Below are 17560 nucleotides of genomic sequence, written 5' to 3' on the forward strand. Positions count from 1 at the left end.
GATGGCAAAAGTTTTGGCTATGGCGTCCCAACCTGAGGTCGGGATGATCAAAATTCGTCCCCGGCTCCGCACCCCGCGTCCGGCCGGTCACGGTGGGCCTCCGTACCCGACCCCGGTACGGATGATCCGCCGACGCCTTCCGTCCGTACCAGTGGGCGGGGATGACGCCGGGTATGCCGTACGCTCACCCGGGACCTACTACACCCCGTCGTTACCGTTGGCGGACGACGGCGGAGCACGACAGGCGGCAGAACCGGACACGGAGGTGGCAGGTGGGCGACGACGACGCGGAGATCACCGCGTGGGCGCTGGCCGCCGGTCGGGGTGACCGGGAGGCCGCGGCCCGCTTCATCCGGGCGACCCAACAGCACGTACGACGGTTCGTCGCGCACCTGATCAGCCCGGCCGAGGCCGACGACCTCACCCAGGAGACGTACCTGCGGGCCATGCGCTCGCTGCCGTCGTTCGCCGCCCGTTCCTCGGCCCGTACGTGGCTGCTCGGCATCGCCCGCCGGACCGCCGTCGACCACGTCCGGGCGGCCACCTCGCGTCCGCGTACGGTGCCGCTGTCCGAGTGGCACGACACGCCGGACACCCGGGGCAGCGGCTTCGACGGCGAGGTGGTCCTCAACGACCTGCTGCTGGCCCTGCCCGCCGACCGTCGGGAGGCGTTCGTCGCCACCCAGGTCCTCGGCCTGTCCTACGCCGAGGCGGCCGAGGTGTGCGGCTGCCCGGTCGGCACCATCCGGTCCCGGGTCGCCCGGGCCCGCGAGGATCTCGTCGCGGCGGTCGAGGGGAACCCCCGGGCGATCCGCCACCGGCCGGGAAGCGCCGCCGGCTGACCGTCGCCCCCCGGCCGCGACCGTGCCCCGGGAGCCCACGGGAACCACCGCGCCCTGCCGGCCGACTACCCGTACATGGGGTGTGAGCAGTGGCGGGAGATCCTGTCGGCACAGTTGGACGGCGAGGAGACCCCCGCCGAGCGGATCGCGGCGGACGCGCACCTGGACGGGTGCGCGGGCTGCCGGCAGTGGTGTGACCGGGCCGCGACGGTGACCCGGCGATCCCGCCTGACGCTCTCCACCACCGACCGCCGCGACCCGACTGTCGACCGGCCCGGCCGCCTGCGGTCGACGACCCCGGCCACGGCAGGGTCGGAGCCGAGGGCCACCGCGGCCGGCCCCGGTCTCGTCGACGTCGTGCTGGCCGCGCTCCCCGCCCCCCGCCGGATGCGGGACCGGGTGGTGCCGGTCCTGCGCACCGGGCTGGCCCTGATCGGCGCCCTGCAACTGGTGCTGGGGCTGGCCCAGGTCGGCCGGGGCCCGGCCGCCGGGCACGCCCACGGCGCGCTCGACACGCTGGCCTCCGGACACCTGTGGCACGAGTCGGCCGCGTGGAACATCGCCGTCGGCGCGGGTTTCCTCTTCGTGGCCGCCCGGCGCGCCCCGACCGGGGGGCTGCTGCCGATGTTGAGCGCCTTCGTCGGCGCGCTCGTGCTGCTCTCGGCCAACGACCTGGTCACCGGCCGGGTGGAGCCGACCCGGCTGGTCAGTCACGGGTTCCTGGTCACCGGCTACCTGATCGTGGTCGCGCTGTCCCGGCCCCGGCTGCGGCCGGACGGGCCGGCAGGGCGGGGCCGGGGAGACCGGCCCGCCTGGCGGCTGCGTACGGACGACGTGCCCGCCGCCCCGACGGTACGCCTGCTGCCGCCGCACGCCGGCTCGGCGCGGACCCGCGACCGGTCGGCCGCCTGACCGCGACGCCACCCGGCCTGCCGTCCCCCCGCCCGACGGGCGGCGGCCGACGGCGCGTCCCGCCCGGCGGGACGGCCCGGTCACCCGGAAGGGCACGATCCCGACCGGCCGGAACTTTCGGTGACCGGTGACCGACCAACGGGACAGAGCATCGGCACAACGGAGGAAAAACCCATGCGTCCCACCGGTCCACTCGGCACGAATCGACGCGCGTCAGTCGTCTTCGCCGCCCTGCTGGCCGTCGGCACCGCCGGCTGCGGCCCGGCCGACCCGGCGTCGGGCACCCCGTCGGGCGCCTCGGCACCGGCGAGCGCGTCCGCCGGGGTCATCACCATCCGGGACCCGTGGGTGAAGGCGGCCGACAAGGGCATGACGGCGGCCTTCGGGACCCTGGTCAACGACAGCGACGCCGACGTCACGCTCACCGGCGCCACCACCGAGGTGTCCGTACTGGAGCTGCACGAGATGACCATGAAGGACGGCACGATGGTCATGCGGCAGAAGCAGGGCGGCGTCGTGATCAGGGCGAAGGGCACCCACGTGTTGGAGCCCGGCGGCGACCACCTGATGCTGATGGACCTCCGCCGGCCGGTGCGCGCCGGCGACCAGGTCACCGTGACCCTCACCTTCGCCGACGGCCGGACCCGGCAGTTCACCGCCGTGGCCAAACCGTTCACCGGGGCGCAGGAGAGCTACGCCCCCGGCCACGGCACGCCCGAGCCGACCATGAGCGGTCAGCCGGCCCCGGGTGGACAGCCGACGACCGGCCCGACCTCGTGACCGGACACCCGCACGGGCGTACGGTGAGCCGGCGCGGCCTGCTCGCCGGCGGGGCACTGGCCGCAGGCGGCGCGCTGGCCGGCGGTGCGGTGGTCGTCGCCGGGCGGGACGGGCCGACCGGCGGGCCCGCCGCGCCGCAGCCGAGTCCGGTGGCGGCCGTCGGGGGCCTGGTCGAGCCGTTCCACGGGCCCCGGCAGGCGGGGGTGGCCACCGAACCGCAGGCCCACGCCGCGTTCGTCGCGTTCACCCTGCGACCGGGCACCGACCGGGCGGCGCTGGGCCGCTGCTGCGGCTGCTCAGCGACGACGCGGCCCGGCTCACCCAGGGCCGGCCGGCGTTGGCCGACACCGAGGCCGAACTCGGGCTGCTGCCGGCGCGGCTGACCGTGACCTTCGGTTTCGGCCCCGGCCTGTACCGGGCCGCGGGCGTCGACGACCGGCGGCCGGCGTCGGTGGCCGACCTGCCGGCGTTGCGGATCGACCGGCTCCGACCGGCCTGGTCCGGTGGGGACCTGCTGGTGCAGATCTGCGCCGACGACGCGGTCACCGTCGCACACGCCCAGCGGGTGCTGGTCAAGGACAGCAGGCCCTTCGCCACCGTCGCATGGGTGCAGCAGGGCTTCCGGCGCAGCCCCGGCGTCGAGCCGGCCGGGCACACCCAACGCAACCTGTTCGGCCAGCTCGACGGCACCGCCAACCCCCGTCCCGGCAGCGCGTTGGACACCGCCGTATGGGTGCCCGACGGTCCGGACTGGCTGCGCGACAGCACCACCCTGGTGGTCCGCCGGATCAGCATGAACCTGGAGACCTGGGACCTGCTCGGCCGTACCGACCGGGAACTGGCCGTCGGCCGGCGGCTCGACACCGGCGCCCCGCTCACCGGCACCGGTGAACACGACGAACCCGACTTCGCCGCCGTCGGCGACGACGGGCTCACCGTCATCCCCGACTTCTCCCATCTCACCCGGGCCCGCGTCACCGACGACCGGTTGAGGATCCTGCGCCGCCCGTACAACTACGACGGTGTGCCCTCCCCGCAGGGGCACGCCGACAGTGGCCTGATCTTCGCCTCGTACCAGGCCGACGTCACCGCCCAGTTCCTGCCCATCCAACGTCGACTCGCCGACCGGGACCTGCTCAACGAGTGGACCACGCCGATCGGCTCCGCCGTCTTCGCCGTCCCGCCCGGCTGCCCACCCGACGGGTGGATCGGCCAGCAGGTGCTGGGCTGAGCCGGCTGATGACGACCATCTCACCGTCGCGCCGGGCCGCCGGCCGGTTCGTCGCCGCACTGCTGGCCGGCATCCTGACCCTGTTCGTCGCCGCCACGCCGGCCCGCGCGCACAACGGCCTGCGGTCCGCCTCGCCGGCCCGGGACGCGACGCTGACCCGCGCGCCCACCGAGATCACGCTGGAGTTCATGGCGCGGCTCGACCCGACACTCACCACCATCGTGCTCACCGACGGGACGAAACGGCGTGTCCCCACCGGCGATCCGGTGGTCTCCGGCGCGACGGGAAACGTCCAGGTGACCGGTCCCCTGCCCAACGGGAGGTACACCGTCGCGTACCGGGTGGTCTCCGCCGACGGGCACCCGGTGCAGGGGTCGTACCCGTTCACCGTGGCGGACCCGGCCGGTCCGGCCGCCGCGCCGTCCCCCGACCCGCCCGGCCCGTCCGCCGCCGCGGTCGCGCCGGGGCGCGGCGGTGGCCGGGCCACCGTCGTCGGCGTCACCGGCAGCGTGGTGGTCGCCCTGCTGGCGGCGGCGGCCGTGCTGCGTCGGCGGCGACGACAATCGTCACGCCCCTGAGGCGGCCCTCGCCGGTACGCCGCAGGCGGTCCCGGTCCGCAGACGCACGCCAGGACGTCCGTTGTGGTGGCAGCGCCGGCCCACCCGGGCGGACCGGCGGGCCCGCACCGGCACCGCGCCGCCCAGGGGTGGCGTCCGGGGCCTGCCCTGGCGGGCGGTCCTCGTCGGGGTACCGGTGGTGGCGGCGGTCGGCTGGGCACTGTCCCTGCTCGGGTCGGGTCTCGTCGCCTTCCTCGTCGTCGACGCCGCGATGGGCGTGGTGTCCCGGCGACGCCGCCGGGACACCGCCCCCGACTCCCCCGTGCCGGCCGGCGGGTGACGCGCAGACGCCCGGCCGGCACGTCACATTCCCGAGGCGACGATTGACCGGCCGGGGGTCGCGCCGTTACGGTCGAACCACTATCTGCGGCGTCGCGAGGTAAGCCGGTGGGAATCCGGCGCGGTCGCGCCACTGTGAGCGGTTCCGTCGACGACGGGTCCGCGAGCCAGGACGCTCGGTCGTCCGCAGCCTTGCGATGGGGACGCGTCATCCCCGGGAAGGTTCGAATCCCATGTCGAGTCCCACTCCTGCCCAGCCGCTGGTACACCCCGTCGGGTCCGCCCGTCTGTGGTGGGCGGCCATGGCCGTCGTCGGCGTACTCCTGCTGCTCACCTACCTGGTCGCGTTCGACCAGGGTGCGGTCTCGCGCAGCGGCATGTTCCTGCACGAGCTGATGCACGACGGCCGGCACCTGCTCGGTGTCCCGTGCCACTGACCCCTGCCCACAACCCACCCACCTTCGTCACCGTCCTGATCCGCGGGCTCCTCGCCGGCCTCGTCGCCGGCCTGCTCGCGGGCGGTTTCGGCTACCTCGTCGGTGAGCCGCGCATCGACGCGGCCATCGCGATCGAGGAGGCCGCCACCCACACCGGGCCGGTGGCCGACGACCACCACGGCGACGACCTGGTCGGCCGGGACGGGCAGCGGTTCGGGCTGTTCCTGGCCACCGGGCTGTTCGGGACGGCGATGGGTGGCCTGCTCGCGACCGCGTTCGTGCTGCTGCGCCGACGTTTCCCGGCCGCCGCCGACGACGGCCGGTCGGCGTTGCTGCTGGCGGGCGGTGCCCTGCTCGGCGTGGTGCTCGTGCCGTTCGGGAAGTACCCGGCCAATCCCCCGGCGGTCGGCAACCCCGACACCATCGACCAGCGCACCGTCGCCTACCTGGCGTTGGTGGTGCTCGGCCTGGTGGCCGTCTGGGCGGGCACCCTGGGCTACCGTTCGGTCCGCGCCGACGCGCCGCCCTGGCAACGCCACGGCGCGGCACTCGGCGGATTCGCCCTGGTCGCCGGCGTCGGGTACGTCGTCCTGCCGTCCTTCCAGGAGGTCCCGGACGACTTCCCGGCAACGCTGCTGTGGAACTTCCGGCTGGCGTCGCTCGGCACCCAGGTGGTGCTCTGGGTCGCCATCGGTCTGCTGTTCAGCGCCCTGATGAGCCCCCGTCCCGCAGGCCCGCGCCCCGACGACCGGGCCGCCGAGCCACTGACCGGTCAGGGCACGCCGGCCCGCCCGTGACCTCGACCAGCCTGCGGCTGGTCGCCCACGCCCACACCGGCGCGCTACGACGGGCGGTGTTCGGCGCGGGCGACGACGACCTGGACGAGGGCGGTCGACAGGCCGCCCTCGCCCTGGCCGGTCACGGGCGGACCGGGCCACTGGGCACGGTGGACACCTGCCTGACCAGCCCGGCGACCGCAGCGGTGCAGACCGCGTACGCCCTCGGGTTACGGCCCGCCGTCGAGGCCGCGCTGGCCGACTGCGACTACGCCGACTGGGCCGGGCGCAGCCTGACCGACGTCGGGGCGCGCGAGCCCGGGGCGCTGCTCCAGTGGTGGGCGACGCCCGAGGCGGCACCGCACGGCGGGGAGTCCCTGGCCGCGCTGCGTGACCGGGTCGCCGCCTGGCTCGACGCCCGGCCCGGGCCGGGCCGGCGGATCGTCGCGGTGACCCATCCGATGGTGGTCCGGGTGGCGATCGTGCACGCACTCGACCTGCCGATGGCCGCCCTGCCCCGGCTGGACGTCACCCCCCTGGCGGTGGTGCGCCTCAGCCGGTACGGCCCCCGCTGGCAGCTCCGGTTCACCGCGCCTCTCGGGCCGCACGACTCGCCGCAGCGATGACCTACCGGTCCGCCTGCGCCGAATCCGGTGGCGGTGCTCCCCGGGTGGTGGCGAGACTCGACGGGTGCCGGAACAGGACCGTTTCCGCGTCGCCGTCGGCAGCTGGGCGGCCGGCGGCCCGGACTCGGCGCAGCCCGCCGTACTCGCCCGCCGGCTGGCCGGTGACGGACTGACCCCGACGTGCCCGGGCGGCAGGGCACAGCAGCCGGCTGTGGGGCGGCGACGGGTAGGGTCGCGCAGATGACCGGTGATCCGCCGCTGCTCGCTGCCGACGATCCGCTGGCGGTCGCGGTGAGCGGGGCGATCCGCGACGGTGACCTGACCCGACTGCGGTCGCTGCTCGGCGCACACCCGGGGTTGGCCGCCGGACGCATCGTCGACCGGGTCGGCGGGGTTCGTACCCTGCTGCACGTGGTCACCGACTGGCCGGGCCGGTTCCCGCGCGGTGCCGACACCGTCGCCGCGCTGGTCGCCGCCGGTGCCGACGTCGACGCCCGGTTCGCCGGGCCGCACCGGGAGACCCCGCTGCACTGGGCGGCCAGCTGCGACGACGTGGACGTCGTCGACGCCCTGCTGGACGCCGGTGCCGACATCGAAGCTCCCGGCAGCGTGATCGCCGACGGCACGCCGCTGTCGAACGCGCGGGCCTTCGCCCAGTGGCGGGCGGCATACCGGCTGGTCGTCCGGGGAGCCCGCACCACCCTCGTCGACGCGGCGACGCTCGGCCTGCACGACCGGGTGCAGCGGGCCTGCACCGGCGACGACGTGCCGTCGACCGACGAGATCGACTGGGCGTTCTGGGGTGCCTGCCACGGCGGGCGGCAGTCCTGCGCCGGGTACCTGTGGACGCGCGGCGCGCGGCTCAACCGGGTGCCGCCGTGGGAGCACCGTACCGCCCTGGACGCGGCCGTCCGGCGCGGCGCCACCGAACTGGTCGGCTGGCTGCGGGCGCGGGGCGCCGTCACCGCCGCCGAGCTGGGCCCGCCCGACGCCACCGGCTGACCCGGGACCCACCCACCACGCGTCACGACGGGACGGCTCCGCCGGCAGGGGCTACTCCCCGGCGGCCAACTGCTCCTTGGCGTCGTCGTAGCCGGCCGCCGCCGGCGCGTCGGTCGGCGCGTAGATCACCCGGATCACCCCGGTCGGGTACACCTCGGTCGTGGTCACCCGCAGGTGGTACGGGGTGTCCCCGTCGTCGAACAGCCTGCGGCCCTTGCGCGCCGCCACCGGGTGCACCAGCAGCCGCAGTTCGTCGACGAGCCCGGCGGCGAGCAGTTGCTGCACCACGGAGATCGAGCCGGGGATGAGGACGCCGCCGACACCGGGGTCGTCGCGCAGCGCGGTGACCACGTCGACGAGGTCGCCGTCCAGGACCTCGGAGTTACGCCAGGGCAGCTCCCTCGCCTGCCGCGTGACGACCACCTTGCGCAGGTCGCCGAGCTGCTTGGCGAAGGGGGCGTCGTCGCCACCGGCGGCCTCCCGGTCGGGCCACGCCCCGGCGAAGCTGTCGTAGGTCTCCCGGCCGAACAGCAGCACGTCGGCGGCGTCGTAGTCCGCGCTGACGGCCCGCCCCATGTTGTCGTCGAAGTACGGGAAGTGCCAGTCTGGGTCGATCTCGGCCACGCCGTCGGCCGAGATGAACAGCGTGGAGATGACCTTTGCCATCGGAAGGGTCCCTTCGGGTCGGTAACCGGACCGGCCCAGCATGCCAAACTCGTGGATCGGACAAGGCCCATCCCGGTCACCGGTCCGGCCCGTCGTGAACGGGTCCTACCCCCGCAGGGGGAGCCGGTAGCGTCGGGTGGGGCCGAACCGGGTGTCCCCGATGCCTTCGAAGAGGCCGCCGCACCGCTCGATCGTCCGTGCGGAGGCGACGTTGTCGGTCGCGCAGATGACCAGCAGCCGTTCCCGCCCTAGTAGTCGCGCCTCGTCCATCATCCGTCGTACCGCCCAGGTGGCCAGCCCCCGGCGGCGGGCGGAGGGGCGGATGCCGTACCCGAGGTGGCCGGCCCAGGGTGCCTGCTCGTCGCAGTCGGGCCGCAGGGTGATCCCGCCGAGCACCCGTACCCGCCCCGGCTCCCGCTCGACGATCCAGCGGTACGCGCAGGTGTCGTCGGGGGCCACGGTCCGGTCCGACGGCGGCGTCAGTCGTGCCAGCCACGCTGCGAACCCGGCCGGCGAGTCCACGTCGTCGCAGGGGTGCAGTCCGAAACCGTCCTCGTGCTGCCCCGGCCCCCACTCCGCGTGCGCTTCCTGCCATGCGGCACGCAGCCGGGCGGTGGGGGCGACCAGGTCGGGCATCCGCCGAAGGTACTCCCGCCGGACGAGGGATGCCGCGGTCCGGTCGCCGGTGGCGGAAAAAGATCGTGGCGGGTGGTGAAACCCGGGGGCGGTTCCGGACGTCCTGAGGGGTGAGTCGGGTACCGGCGGCGACCACCGGGCCGGTACGCCGATCGCGATCCCCCACCAGAAGGAGCGGACGATGTCGACGAAACGATGGCTCGCGGGCGTCGGGTTGCTGGCCCTGACCGGCACGATGGCGGCCTGCGCCCAGGCTCGGCACGGTGCCGACGCGCCTGTGGCCGAGCCGCAGCGCAAGCCGGCGGCCGTGGCGGTGGGGCTGTCCGCCACCCCGCCGCAGAAGAGTTCCGCCCCGCGCGGGTTCACCGGCACCCGGCAGTACACGATCGTCCGGGTCGGTTCGTTCGAGGGCGGCCTGTCGCTGACCGACTCCGGACGGTTGGCCGAGGTCGACGACGACCAGGGGCGGCAGCTGTTCGTGCCGACCCCGCTGGGCGGTGGGAAGTACCTGATCAAGTCGTACGCCCGGACCAGTGCCGGTCCGCTGTGCTGGCGGGTGCATAATCCGGGCAACAGCCAGCCGCTGGTGGTGCAGGCCGCCACCTGCCGGACCGACGACGCGCGCCAGCAGTTCGAGATCTTCGCGGCGGCCGGCAGCACGCCGTCGTACCTGATCAGCAGCGCCGGGGCGTTCCTGCGGACCTCCGCGCGTTCCGGCCTCATCCTCGAGGAGTTGGGTGACGCCCCGCCGACGAGCAGTTTCCGGTTCACCGACAACGGGCCGGCACCGGCCGGTCGGTGACGAGGGGTCGGTCGGGTCGGCCGGGGCCGTGCCCAGGCCGATCCGACCGGAATGGGGTGTGACAGGGGCGGGCGGGGCGGGCTGCCCGCAGGCGGGGACGGGACCAGAGGCGAGCGGGTGGGTGGAGAGCGTGATCGATGCGTGACGCCGAGGAGTTCGACGCGTTCTACGCCTCGTCGGCCCAGCGGGTGCTGGGGCAGGTGTACGCGATGGTCGGCAGCCGTACCGAGGCCGAGGACGCGGTGGCCGAGGCGTACGCCCGCGCCTGGAGCCGCTGGTCGACGGTGCGGGAGTGCGACAGCCCCGAGGCGTGGGTGCGCAAGGTGGCGTTCCGGATCGCGGTGAGCGCCTGGCGCAAGACGGTGAACCGGGTGCGGGCCCACCGCCGGGAGGCGGTCGCCCAGCAGGTCGATGCCGTCTCGGTCGATCATGTCGTGCTGGTCGAGGCGTTGCGGCGCATCCCCAGCGAGCAGCGCCGGGCCATCGTGCTGCACCATCTGGTCGGCCTCAGCGTGGCCGAGATCGCCGTGGAGACCCGGGCGAATCCGAACACCGTCAAGACCCGGCTGGCCCGGGGCCGCCGGGGCCTGGCCGGGTACCTGAGCGGGGACGAACACCAGACGACGGCGGGGAGGGGCCATGGGGTCTGACGACATGCTCGACGACGCCCTGCGGGGGCTGGCCCGGCACGCCGGGCAGACCGGTCGGCTCGCCACGGTCGCCGAGGTCCGTCGGCGGGGCGACCGCAGGCGTCGGCAGCGGCACGTCGCGACGGCCGCGGTGGGGGTCGTCGTGCTGGGGGCGCTGGGGGCCGGTTTCGCCGTGGCCCGTCTGGCGGGGCCGCCGCAGGCCACCGTGCCCGTCGGTCCGCCCGCCACGACGTCGACGCCCCCCACGGCGACCCCGTCCACCGGGCCGACTCCGCGTACCCCGGCCACCGGCGGGCCGACGTCCGGCGCGACGGGTGCCACACCGAGCACGCCGCAGGGTTCGGCATCCGCCGATCCGTTGCGGCTCGGGCAGCGCCGGTTCGCCCTGGTCCGGTCGGCAGCCGCGGAGGGTGCGGTGTCCCTGCTCGACGACGGCCGTCTCGGTGAGGTCGACGGCGACGAGGGCCGGTCGCTGTTCGTCTTCGTGCCCCAGGGTTCCGGCACCTACCTGGTTCGCACCGCCGAACCGGACGCCGACGGTGACCTGGCCTGCTGGCAGGTCCGGTCGTCGGGTTCCCAGCCGCTCACCGTGGCAGGGGCCCCGTGCGCGCCGACGGAGCCACGGCAGCTGTTCTCGATCGCCGTCGACGGCACGGCCGGCGGTCAGCGGACCTACGCCATCAGCAACAACTCGGCGTACCTCCAGTTCTCCAGCCGTCGCGGGCTGATCCTCGAGGAACTGGGCGACGCCCCGCTGACCACCGTGTTCCGGTTCGTCGACAACGGCCCCGCGCCGCAGGGCTGACCCCCGGGGGGCGCGGGTGGGCCGCGCTCACCGCCGGGGCAGGCCGGCCACCCAGCGGTCCAGTTCCGTCGGGGAGTCGAAGCGCAGCACGGGCGGTCCGGTGGGGTCGGCCTGCCAGGTCCGCATCCGGCGGCGGGCCCGGCCGAACGCGCCGACGTGCCAGACCAGGATCGAGTCCCGGGACAGTACGCTGCGCAGCGTCTCCCGGTTGCCGTTGCAGATCACCTCGCCGGTCACCAACCGGCTGACGGTGCGGCGCAGCAACCGCCCGAAGGACCGCCAGCGCGGGTAGTCGAGGGCGACGACCAGGTCGGCACGGGCCAGCGGCACGTCCCGCCACCCGTGGTAGGCCCCGTCGATGATCCACTGTTCGCCCCGGCAGATCTGCGTGATCCGGTCGCGTTGCTGGGCCACCGGCACCTCGACCCAGCCGGGCAGCCACAGCAGGTCGTCGACGGGGTGCCAGGGCAGTCCCAGCCGGTCGGCCAGCCGCGCGGCGAGTGTGGACTTGCCCGCGCCGTACACCCCGTAGACCAGGATGCGGGACGGTGCGCTCATCCGGGCAGCCTACGCAGCGGGTACGGGGTCCGCACGGTGCGCCCGGGGCGGTCCGGCGCGACGGTCGCCGGGCGCGGGTGGCCGGGCGTCGGTCGGCACGGCGGGCGTCGATGCCTCTTGTCGGAATCTCCCGCCGTCCATTAGTTTGTTTAACATCCAGACCAACTAGTTGCACTTCCACCTGCGAATCCACCACCAGCCCTTTCCAAGGGGGGACCGATGACACCCCAGCAACCCGGCTCGAAGGCCTCGCGCCGCCACTTCCTCGGCCTGGTCGGCCTCGGCACGGCCGCCATCGCCGGCGGCCCCCTGCTCGCCGGGTGCTCCGAGAAGCCGGCCGGCTCCGGCGCCGCGCAGAACCTGGACACCTACGCCAACCTGCTGCCGACGCGCAAGGACCTCGCCCAGAGCATCAAGCCCGACATCATCGGCACCCGGCCGGTGCCCGACGGCTACACGAAGTACCCGACCTCACTGGTCGACGCGATCACCGAGCGGCCGGGCTCCAGCGGCAAGGAGATCACCGCGATGACCCCGGCCTGGGGTCCGGCCCCGCCCGGGGTGGCCCAGAACGCCTACCTCCAGGCGGTCAACGCGGAGCTGGGCACGCCGGTCAACTTCACCATCCAGGACGGCAACACCTACGCCGACAAGCTCAACGCGATGCTCGGCGCGCGGGACGTCCCGGAGCTGCTCTGCGTGCCGGGTTGGGAGGTGCAGAAGATCCCGCGCTTCTCCGAGGCGATCAAGGTGCTCTTCGAGGACCTCACCGACTACCTCAAGGGCGACGCGGCCAACGCGTACCCGATGCTGGCCTCGTTCCCCACCGGCGCCTGGCGCAACTCGCTGTGGAACGAGCGGCTGATGGCCGTGCCCAACCCGACCGACGGGCCGTTCCCCTGGGCGTTGTTCACCCGCAAGGACCTGCTCGACGCACGCGGGCTGACGGTGCCGGCGTCGCTCGACGACCTGCTCACCGTGGCCAAGCAGGTCACCGACCCGGCCAAGAAGGTGTGGGCGTTCGACAACGTCTTCGACATGATCCAGATGTACCACAAGGTGCCGGCCTCCAAGCAGGGCTGGCGGCTCAAGGCCGACGGGACCCCGGAGTTCAAGTACGAGACCCCGGAGTACCGGCAGGCCCTCGAGGTGATGGCCAAGATCTACAAGGACGGTCTGGTCCACCCCGAGATCATCGCCAGCAAGGGCGCGGACAGCGCCCAACTGTTCGCCAAGAACGGCGCGATCGTCTTCACCCGCAACGGGGTGGGCTTCTGGCAGGGTGCCCAGGCCGAACACCAGAAGGTCAACCCCAAGCTGAACATCCAGCCGGTGCCGATCTTCTCCGCCACCGGCGGCGACCCCCTGGTCTGGGGCGACGACGAGCCGATCTCCTTCACCTTCGTCAAGAAGGGACTCGGCAAGGAGCGGGTCGAGGAGCTGCTGCGGATCATGAACTGGTGCTCCGCGCCGCTGGGCTCGCAGGAGGCGCAGCTGCGTGACTACGGAGTGGCGGGCAAGCACCACGCCAGCACGCCGAACGGGCCGGTCAAGACCGACCTGGCGTTCAAGGAGATCGCCAACCAGTACTTCTTCATCAGCGGGCGCAACCCCACCATCGGTCCGTACCCGGAGACCCCGAACTACGTGCCGGACCTCCTGACCTACTCCAACAACATGGTGAAGTACCTGGAGAAGGACCCCTGGGACGGGGTGAAGCTGGAGATGCCGGCCGCGTACAAGGCCAACCAGGTGCCCACCGAGGACAAGTTCACCGACGTGCTGCGCGGTCGCCGGCCGCTCTCCGACGCCGACGCCATCGTGCAGGAGTGGAAGGCCAACGGGGGCGAGGAAGCGCGGGAACTGCTCGCCAAGTCCCTGCCCAAGGCCGGGCGATGACCACTCGCGACACCACCGTCGTGGCCGGGTCCGACCGGACCCGGCCCGACGGCCCCACCGGGACGCCACGCGGGCGCCGCCCCGCCCGCCGTCGCCGGGTGCCGCTGCGCACCCGGCTCACCCGGGACTGGCAGCTGCTGCTCATGGTGACGCCCGGGTTCCTCGTCCTGCTGGTCTTCAGCTACCTGCCGATCCTGGGCAACGTCATCGCCTTCCAGGACTACAACCCCTACCTGGGGGACAACCCGTTGCAGGCGTTCGCGAACAGCAACTGGATCGGCTTCGGGCAGTTCCAGCTGTTGTTCGAGGACTCGGCGTTCTGGGACGCGCTGCGCAACACCCTGGCCATCACCGCGTTCCAGCTGGTCTTCTTCTTCCCGCTGCCGATCTTCCTGGCGATCATGCTGCACAACCTGCTGTCCACCCGGTGGCGCACCTTCGTGCAGACCGTCGTCTACCTGCCGCACTTCTTCAGCTGGGTGCTCGTGGTCAGCTTCTTCGTCGCCATGCTCGGCGGCGCCGGCCTGCTCGCGCAGACCATGCGCGAGGCCGGCATGCAGCCGTGGAACGTGATGACCAACCCGGACACGTTCATCATCCTGGTGACCGCCGAGGCGGTCTGGAAGGACGTCGGCTGGGGCACCATCGTCTTCCTCGCCGCGCTGTCCACCATCGACCCCAGCCTCTACGAGGCGGCGGCGGCCGACGGCGCCGGCCGGTGGCGGCGGCTGTGGCACATCACCCTGCCCGGCCTGCGCCCGGTGATCGTGCTGCTGCTCATCCTGCGGCTGGGCGACGCGCTCTCGGTCGGCTTCGAACAGTTCCTGCTGCAACGCGACGCGGTGGGCCGGCAGGCCGCCGAGGTGCTCGACACCTTCGTCTACCACTTCTCCATCGCCACCGGGAACTACGGCTACGGCGCGGCGGCCGGCCTGTTCAAGGCGGCGATCGGGCTCGGCCTGATCCTGGCCGCTAACCGGGTCGCGCACATGCTCGGCGAACGGGGGATCTACTCGAAATGACCACGACTGTCGCACGGAGGGCCCGCGTGGGGCGCGACCGCCGGCCGGTGTGGGAGGAGCCACCGACCCGGATCGGCCAGGGACTCAAGGCCGCCTTCCTGGCCCTGCTCGTGCTCAGCGTGCTCTTCCCGCTCTGGGTGATCCTGGTGACCAGCCTGTCCTCCCGGGAGGCCCTCGCCGAGGCCGGCGGCCTCGTGGTCGTCCCCCGGGGCATCGACACCGCGGCCTACGAGACGATCTTCGCCGGTGGGGCGGTCACCCGGGCGCTGTGGATCAGCACGCTGGTCACCGTCATCGGCAGCGCGCTGGCGTTGACCGTGACCGTGCTGGCCGCGTACGGGCTGTCCCAGCCGCGTTCGGTCGGCTACCGCTGGCTGCTGGTCTACTTCCTGGTCCCGTTCCTGGTCTACCCGCCGCTGGTGCCGAAGTACCTGGTGGTGACCGGGCTCGGTCTCAAGGACACCATCTGGGCGCTGATCCTGCCGCCGGCGATCAGCGTGTTCAACCTGGTCGTGGTGCGGGGCTTCTTCCAGGGCATCCCGCAGGAGCTGTTGGACAGCGCCCGGGTCGACGGGGCCAGCCACTTCCGTACCCTGGTGCGGATCGTGCTGCCGTTGTCCCGGGCGGTCATCGCCGTGGTGGGGCTGTTCTACGCGGTGAGCTACTGGAACGTCTGGTTCGACGCGCTGCTGTTCATCGACCGCAACGACATGTACCCGATCCAGCGGGTGCTGCAGAGCTACCTGCTGGCCGGCCAGGCCCCGCACACCTCCGGCGGCACCACCGGGGTGTCCATGCCACCGACCGAGGCGATCAAGATGGCGGTGGTGGTGCTCACTGTCGCCCCGATCGTCGCGGTCTACCCGTTCATCCAGCGGCACTTCATCAAGGGCGTGCTGATCGGCGCCGTGAAGGGCTGACCGCTGCGGCGGGACCGGGTCGGCGGGGGTGCCGGCCCGCGTGCGACAGTGGGCGTTCGTGAGCACACTTGCCGTACGCGGGCTGACCCGCCGGTTCGGCGCGCTGGTCGTCCTCGACGACGTACGTTTCCAACTCGACGCGGGTCAGGTCGCCGTCGTCGTCGGGCCCAACGGCTCCGGCAAGACCACCCTGCTGCGCTGCGTCGTCGGGGCGGACCGTCCGGACGAGGGTGAGGTCCTGCTCGACGGCCGCCGCTGCGACGAGACCGACCCCCGGGTCCGGGCGGCGGTCGCCGCCGCCCTCGACGACATCGACTTCTTTCCCGACCTGTCCGTCGTGGAACACCTCGAACTACTCGCCTACGCCCACGGTGGCACCGCCGGACCCGTCGCGGAGGTCCTCGCCGAGCTGGCTCTCGAACCGGCCCGCGACCAGCTTCCGGCGACGCTGTCCAGCGGGCAGCGCCGCCGTCTCGCCCTCGCCTCCTGCTTCGTGCGCCCGCGCCGGTTGCTCGTCCTCGACGAGCCTGAGCAGCGCCTCGACGTCCGGGGCCGGGCCTGGCTGGCGCAGCGGCTGCTGCGGGAGAAGGCGGCCGGCACGGCGGTGCTGATGGCGTCGCACGACACCGAACTGATCGACGCGGTCGCCGACCGGCGGATCGAGATCGGCGGTTGAGGTGACGTCGACCAGGACCTTCCCGCCGGCGGTGGTGGGGCCCACGCCCCGGCAGCTGCGGGCCCGGCTGCGACGGGCCCGGCGCCGCCACCATCCCGGTTCGCTGGGCGAGGTGCTCACCGACGCCTACGTCGTGGTCCTGTTCGTCGCCCTGTACGGCTGGTTCGCGGTCGCCGCGATCCGCGACCACCTGGCGGCCCCGCAGGTGACCCGGACCGACCCGGGCGACAGGTACTGGATCGCCGTCGCCGCGGTGACGGCAGGGGCCGGGCTCGCCTGGTGGGGCCTGCGGCTGACCGGGCCGCTGCTGGTCACCCCGGCCGCGCAGACCTGGTTGGTCAGCTCACCGGTGGACCGCCGGGCGTGGCTGCTCCCCCGGTTCGGTGGCCTGGTCGGCGGCGGCACCATCGGTGTCGGGCTGCTGGCGGTGGCAGCCGCGTACGCCGGTGGCCCCGACCGCCCTGTCGACCTGGGCTGGGCGGCGTTGGCCGGCCTCACCTGCGGGGCCACCGCGACCGGCTGGGCCGTCGTCGCCCAGAGCGTCCGCCCCACACCCCGCTGGGCGGGACGGCTCGGCGTCGGTCTGTCCGCCGCCGGGGCGACGATCGCGGTGCTGGTGGTGCTCGGGCACGCCGCCGGGTGGTCCCTCCCGCTGCCGCCGGTGCCGCTCACCCCCGTCGTCGGCCTGGTGCTGCTGCCGGTCGCGATGGCGTCGACCGTCGACGCGTACCGGCGCCTGCCCCGGGTGGACCGGGCGGCGCTGACCACGGGCGCGCAGTTCGCCAACGCCGCCACCACCGCCGCCGTGCTGCTGGATCCGTCGCTGCTCGCCGCGCTGGTGGAGAGCCGCCGGTGGCGCGGGATCGGCCTGGTGCGCGGGCGGCCCTTCCGTGCCGGTGGTCGGTTGCGGGTGCTGCTCCAGGCGGAGGTACGCCGGCTGTCGCGCCGCCGGGGTGCCCTCGTCGGCTGGGTCGGGGCGCTGCTGACCATGTACGCCGTCGCGGTGGCGCTGCCGTCGATCGCGGGTCCCGCGCACCTGGTGCTGGCGTACCTGGCGACGGGCGGGCTCACCGGCGGGCTCCGCGCGGTCAGTCGCGCACCGGGCCTGCGGCGGTCCATCGGCGGCAACGACGCCCTGTTGCGGCTGACGCACCTCGTCGTGCCGGGTGTCGGCGCCACCGTGTGGTATCTGGCCACCCTTCCGGCGCTGCGGCCGGTGCCCGTCCCGCTCGACGCGGTGCTGCTGCTCGGGGTCGTGACGGCCGCCTTCTGGGCCGGCACCCGCCCAGCCATGCGGTACGGCGGGGCGATGGTGAACACCCCGTTCGCGATGGTGCCCGTCGACCTGGTCCGTCAGGTGCTGCGCGGCCCGGACCTGGTCGCCGTGCTGGTGGTCGTTCAACTGCTCGCCCGGTGACGGTCGC

The 17560-nt window shown here is 73.8% G+C and carries 20 protein-coding genes, 1 pseudogene and 1 riboswitch; of the genes and pseudogenes, 18 read left to right on the forward strand and 3 right to left on the reverse strand.

Features of this window, described 5'->3' with window-relative positions:
- Nucleotides 1–272: 272 nt before the first annotated feature.
- The 10 genes and pseudogenes from JQX11_RS08670 to JQX11_RS08715 all read left to right on the forward strand — a co-directional run bounded on the left by JQX11_RS08670 (nucleotide 273) and on the right by JQX11_RS08715 (nucleotide 7502).
- The gene (locus tag JQX11_RS08670; protein WP_307826121.1) at nucleotides 273–842 is read left to right on the forward strand and encodes a sigma-70 family RNA polymerase sigma factor; all 570 of its coding nucleotides are present in this window, start codon (nucleotides 273–275) and stop codon (nucleotides 840–842) included.
- Between the two features lie 75 nt (nucleotides 843–917).
- On the forward strand, nucleotides 918–1754 hold the full coding sequence (locus JQX11_RS08675; protein WP_204924454.1) for a zf-HC2 domain-containing protein: 837 nt from the start codon (nucleotides 918–920) through the stop codon (nucleotides 1752–1754).
- Between the two features lie 174 nt (nucleotides 1755–1928).
- Nucleotides 1929–2534: a copper chaperone PCu(A)C gene (locus tag JQX11_RS08680; protein ID WP_204924455.1), complete on the forward strand. Its 606-nt coding sequence runs from the start codon at nucleotides 1929–1931 to the stop codon at nucleotides 2532–2534.
- A gap of 23 nt (nucleotides 2535–2557) precedes the next feature.
- Nucleotides 2558–3765, forward strand: a pseudogene (locus tag JQX11_RS08685) (Dyp-type peroxidase).
- 8 nt (nucleotides 3766–3773) lie between these two features.
- Complete coding sequence (locus JQX11_RS08690) at nucleotides 3774–4343, forward strand: copper resistance CopC family protein (protein WP_204924456.1); 570 nt, start codon at nucleotides 3774–3776, stop codon at nucleotides 4341–4343.
- Between the two features lie 61 nt (nucleotides 4344–4404).
- Nucleotides 4405–4662 (forward strand): hypothetical protein, encoded by a 258-nt coding sequence (locus tag JQX11_RS08695; protein ID WP_204924457.1) that lies wholly within the window; start codon nucleotides 4405–4407, stop codon nucleotides 4660–4662.
- A gap of 103 nt (nucleotides 4663–4765) precedes the next feature.
- Nucleotides 4766–4834, forward strand: a riboswitch (cobalamin riboswitch).
- A 60-nt stretch (nucleotides 4835–4894) separates the two neighbouring features.
- Nucleotides 4895–5098: a CbtB domain-containing protein gene (locus JQX11_RS08700; protein WP_204924458.1), complete on the forward strand. Its 204-nt coding sequence runs from the start codon at nucleotides 4895–4897 to the stop codon at nucleotides 5096–5098.
- Nucleotides 5089–5895, forward strand: a complete 807-nt coding sequence (locus JQX11_RS08705) for a CbtA family protein (protein WP_204924459.1) — start codon at nucleotides 5089–5091, stop codon at nucleotides 5893–5895. The genes JQX11_RS08700 and JQX11_RS08705 overlap by 10 nt, the downstream gene beginning before the upstream one ends.
- Entirely contained in the window at nucleotides 5892–6500 is a 609-nt protein-coding gene (locus JQX11_RS08710) for a histidine phosphatase family protein (protein ID WP_204924460.1), read from the forward strand. The genes JQX11_RS08705 and JQX11_RS08710 overlap by 4 nt, the downstream gene beginning before the upstream one ends.
- 240 nt (nucleotides 6501–6740) lie before the next feature.
- Nucleotides 6741–7502 (forward strand): ankyrin repeat domain-containing protein, encoded by a 762-nt coding sequence (locus JQX11_RS08715; RefSeq protein WP_204924461.1) that lies wholly within the window; start codon nucleotides 6741–6743, stop codon nucleotides 7500–7502.
- Nucleotides 7503–7553: 51 nt separating this feature from the next.
- On the opposite strand, the gene JQX11_RS08720 is transcribed toward JQX11_RS08715, so the two are convergent.
- Both JQX11_RS08720 and JQX11_RS08725 read right to left on the reverse strand, forming a co-directional pair.
- Nucleotides 7554–8168: a dihydrofolate reductase family protein gene (locus JQX11_RS08720; RefSeq protein WP_204924462.1), complete on the reverse strand. Its 615-nt coding sequence runs from the start codon at nucleotides 8166–8168 to the stop codon at nucleotides 7554–7556.
- A 105-nt stretch (nucleotides 8169–8273) separates the two neighbouring features.
- Nucleotides 8274–8804 (reverse strand): GNAT family N-acetyltransferase, encoded by a 531-nt coding sequence (locus tag JQX11_RS08725; protein WP_204924463.1) that lies wholly within the window; start codon nucleotides 8802–8804, stop codon nucleotides 8274–8276.
- Nucleotides 8805–8985: 181 nt separating this feature from the next.
- Here JQX11_RS08725 and JQX11_RS08730 point away from each other — a divergent pair, with 181 nt between their 5' ends.
- The 3 genes from JQX11_RS08730 (at nucleotide 8986) to JQX11_RS08740 (ending at nucleotide 11061) form a co-directional block, all read left to right on the forward strand.
- Nucleotides 8986–9606, forward strand: a complete 621-nt coding sequence (locus tag JQX11_RS08730; RefSeq protein WP_204924464.1) for a hypothetical protein — start codon at nucleotides 8986–8988, stop codon at nucleotides 9604–9606.
- A gap of 137 nt (nucleotides 9607–9743) precedes the next feature.
- A complete protein-coding gene (locus JQX11_RS08735; protein ID WP_204924465.1) occupies nucleotides 9744–10256 on the forward strand; it encodes a sigma-70 family RNA polymerase sigma factor in 513 nt (170 codons plus the stop codon).
- The gene (locus tag JQX11_RS08740) at nucleotides 10246–11061 is read left to right on the forward strand and encodes a hypothetical protein (RefSeq protein WP_204924466.1); all 816 of its coding nucleotides are present in this window, start codon (nucleotides 10246–10248) and stop codon (nucleotides 11059–11061) included. The genes JQX11_RS08735 and JQX11_RS08740 overlap by 11 nt, the downstream gene beginning before the upstream one ends.
- Nucleotides 11062–11088: 27 nt before the next feature.
- On the opposite strand, the gene JQX11_RS08745 is transcribed toward JQX11_RS08740, so the two are convergent.
- Nucleotides 11089–11619, reverse strand: a complete 531-nt coding sequence (locus JQX11_RS08745) for a P-loop NTPase family protein (RefSeq protein ID WP_204924467.1) — start codon at nucleotides 11617–11619, stop codon at nucleotides 11089–11091.
- Nucleotides 11620–11838: 219 nt separating this feature from the next.
- Here JQX11_RS08745 and JQX11_RS08750 point away from each other — a divergent pair, with 219 nt between their 5' ends.
- From JQX11_RS08750 to JQX11_RS08770, 5 genes are read left to right on the forward strand one after another with little or no spacing between them, the layout of a single operon-like run.
- Nucleotides 11839–13518 carry an extracellular solute-binding protein gene (locus JQX11_RS08750; RefSeq protein ID WP_204924468.1) on the forward strand — a complete coding sequence of 560 codons (1680 nt, stop codon included), beginning with the start codon at nucleotides 11839–11841 and terminating at the stop codon, nucleotides 13516–13518.
- The gene (locus JQX11_RS08755) at nucleotides 13515–14540 is read left to right on the forward strand and encodes an ABC transporter permease (RefSeq protein ID WP_204924469.1); all 1026 of its coding nucleotides are present in this window, start codon (nucleotides 13515–13517) and stop codon (nucleotides 14538–14540) included. Before JQX11_RS08750 ends, JQX11_RS08755 begins: the two co-directional genes overlap by 4 nt.
- Before the next feature lie 26 nt (nucleotides 14541–14566).
- Nucleotides 14567–15460, forward strand: coding sequence for a carbohydrate ABC transporter permease (locus JQX11_RS08760; protein ID WP_307826122.1), 894 nt, complete (start codon nucleotides 14567–14569; stop codon nucleotides 15458–15460).
- Between the two features lie 58 nt (nucleotides 15461–15518).
- Nucleotides 15519–16136: an ABC transporter ATP-binding protein gene (locus JQX11_RS08765; protein WP_204924471.1), complete on the forward strand. Its 618-nt coding sequence runs from the start codon at nucleotides 15519–15521 to the stop codon at nucleotides 16134–16136.
- Nucleotide 16137: 1 nt separating this feature from the next.
- Nucleotides 16138–17553 (forward strand): DUF6297 family protein, encoded by a 1416-nt coding sequence (locus JQX11_RS08770; protein WP_204924472.1) that lies wholly within the window; start codon nucleotides 16138–16140, stop codon nucleotides 17551–17553.
- Nucleotides 17554–17560 lie beyond the last annotated feature (7 nt).

It is taken from the genome of Micromonospora humida (genome assembly GCF_016901255.1).
Lineage (GTDB): Bacteria > Actinomycetota > Actinomycetes > Mycobacteriales > Micromonosporaceae > Micromonospora > Micromonospora wenchangensis.

Coding starts and splice junctions, on each gene's coding strand:
- JQX11_RS08725 (WP_204924463.1), bottom strand. CDS start 8,804: ATGCCCGACCTGGTCGCCCCCACCGCCCGGCTGCGTGCCGCATGGCAG.
- JQX11_RS08720 (WP_204924462.1), bottom strand. CDS start 8,168: ATGGCAAAGGTCATCTCCACGCTGTTCATCTCGGCCGACGGCGTGGCC.
- JQX11_RS08750 (WP_204924468.1), top strand. CDS start 11,839: ATGACACCCCAGCAACCCGGCTCGAAGGCCTCGCGCCGCCACTTCCTC.
- JQX11_RS08755 (WP_204924469.1), top strand. CDS start 13,515: ATGACCACTCGCGACACCACCGTCGTGGCCGGGTCCGACCGGACCCGG.
- JQX11_RS08680 (WP_204924455.1), top strand. CDS start 1,929: ATGCGTCCCACCGGTCCACTCGGCACGAATCGACGCGCGTCAGTCGTC.
- JQX11_RS08735 (WP_204924465.1), top strand. CDS start 9,744: ATGCGTGACGCCGAGGAGTTCGACGCGTTCTACGCCTCGTCGGCCCAG.
- JQX11_RS08730 (WP_204924464.1), top strand. CDS start 8,986: ATGTCGACGAAACGATGGCTCGCGGGCGTCGGGTTGCTGGCCCTGACC.
- JQX11_RS08740 (WP_204924466.1), top strand. CDS start 10,246: ATGGGGTCTGACGACATGCTCGACGACGCCCTGCGGGGGCTGGCCCGG.
- JQX11_RS08690 (WP_204924456.1), top strand. CDS start 3,774: ATGACGACCATCTCACCGTCGCGCCGGGCCGCCGGCCGGTTCGTCGCC.
- JQX11_RS08715 (WP_204924461.1), top strand. CDS start 6,741: ATGACCGGTGATCCGCCGCTGCTCGCTGCCGACGATCCGCTGGCGGTC.
- JQX11_RS08675 (WP_204924454.1), top strand. CDS start 918: ATGGGGTGTGAGCAGTGGCGGGAGATCCTGTCGGCACAGTTGGACGGC.
- JQX11_RS08745 (WP_204924467.1), bottom strand. CDS start 11,619: ATGAGCGCACCGTCCCGCATCCTGGTCTACGGGGTGTACGGCGCGGGC.
- JQX11_RS08700 (WP_204924458.1), top strand. CDS start 4,895: ATGTCGAGTCCCACTCCTGCCCAGCCGCTGGTACACCCCGTCGGGTCC.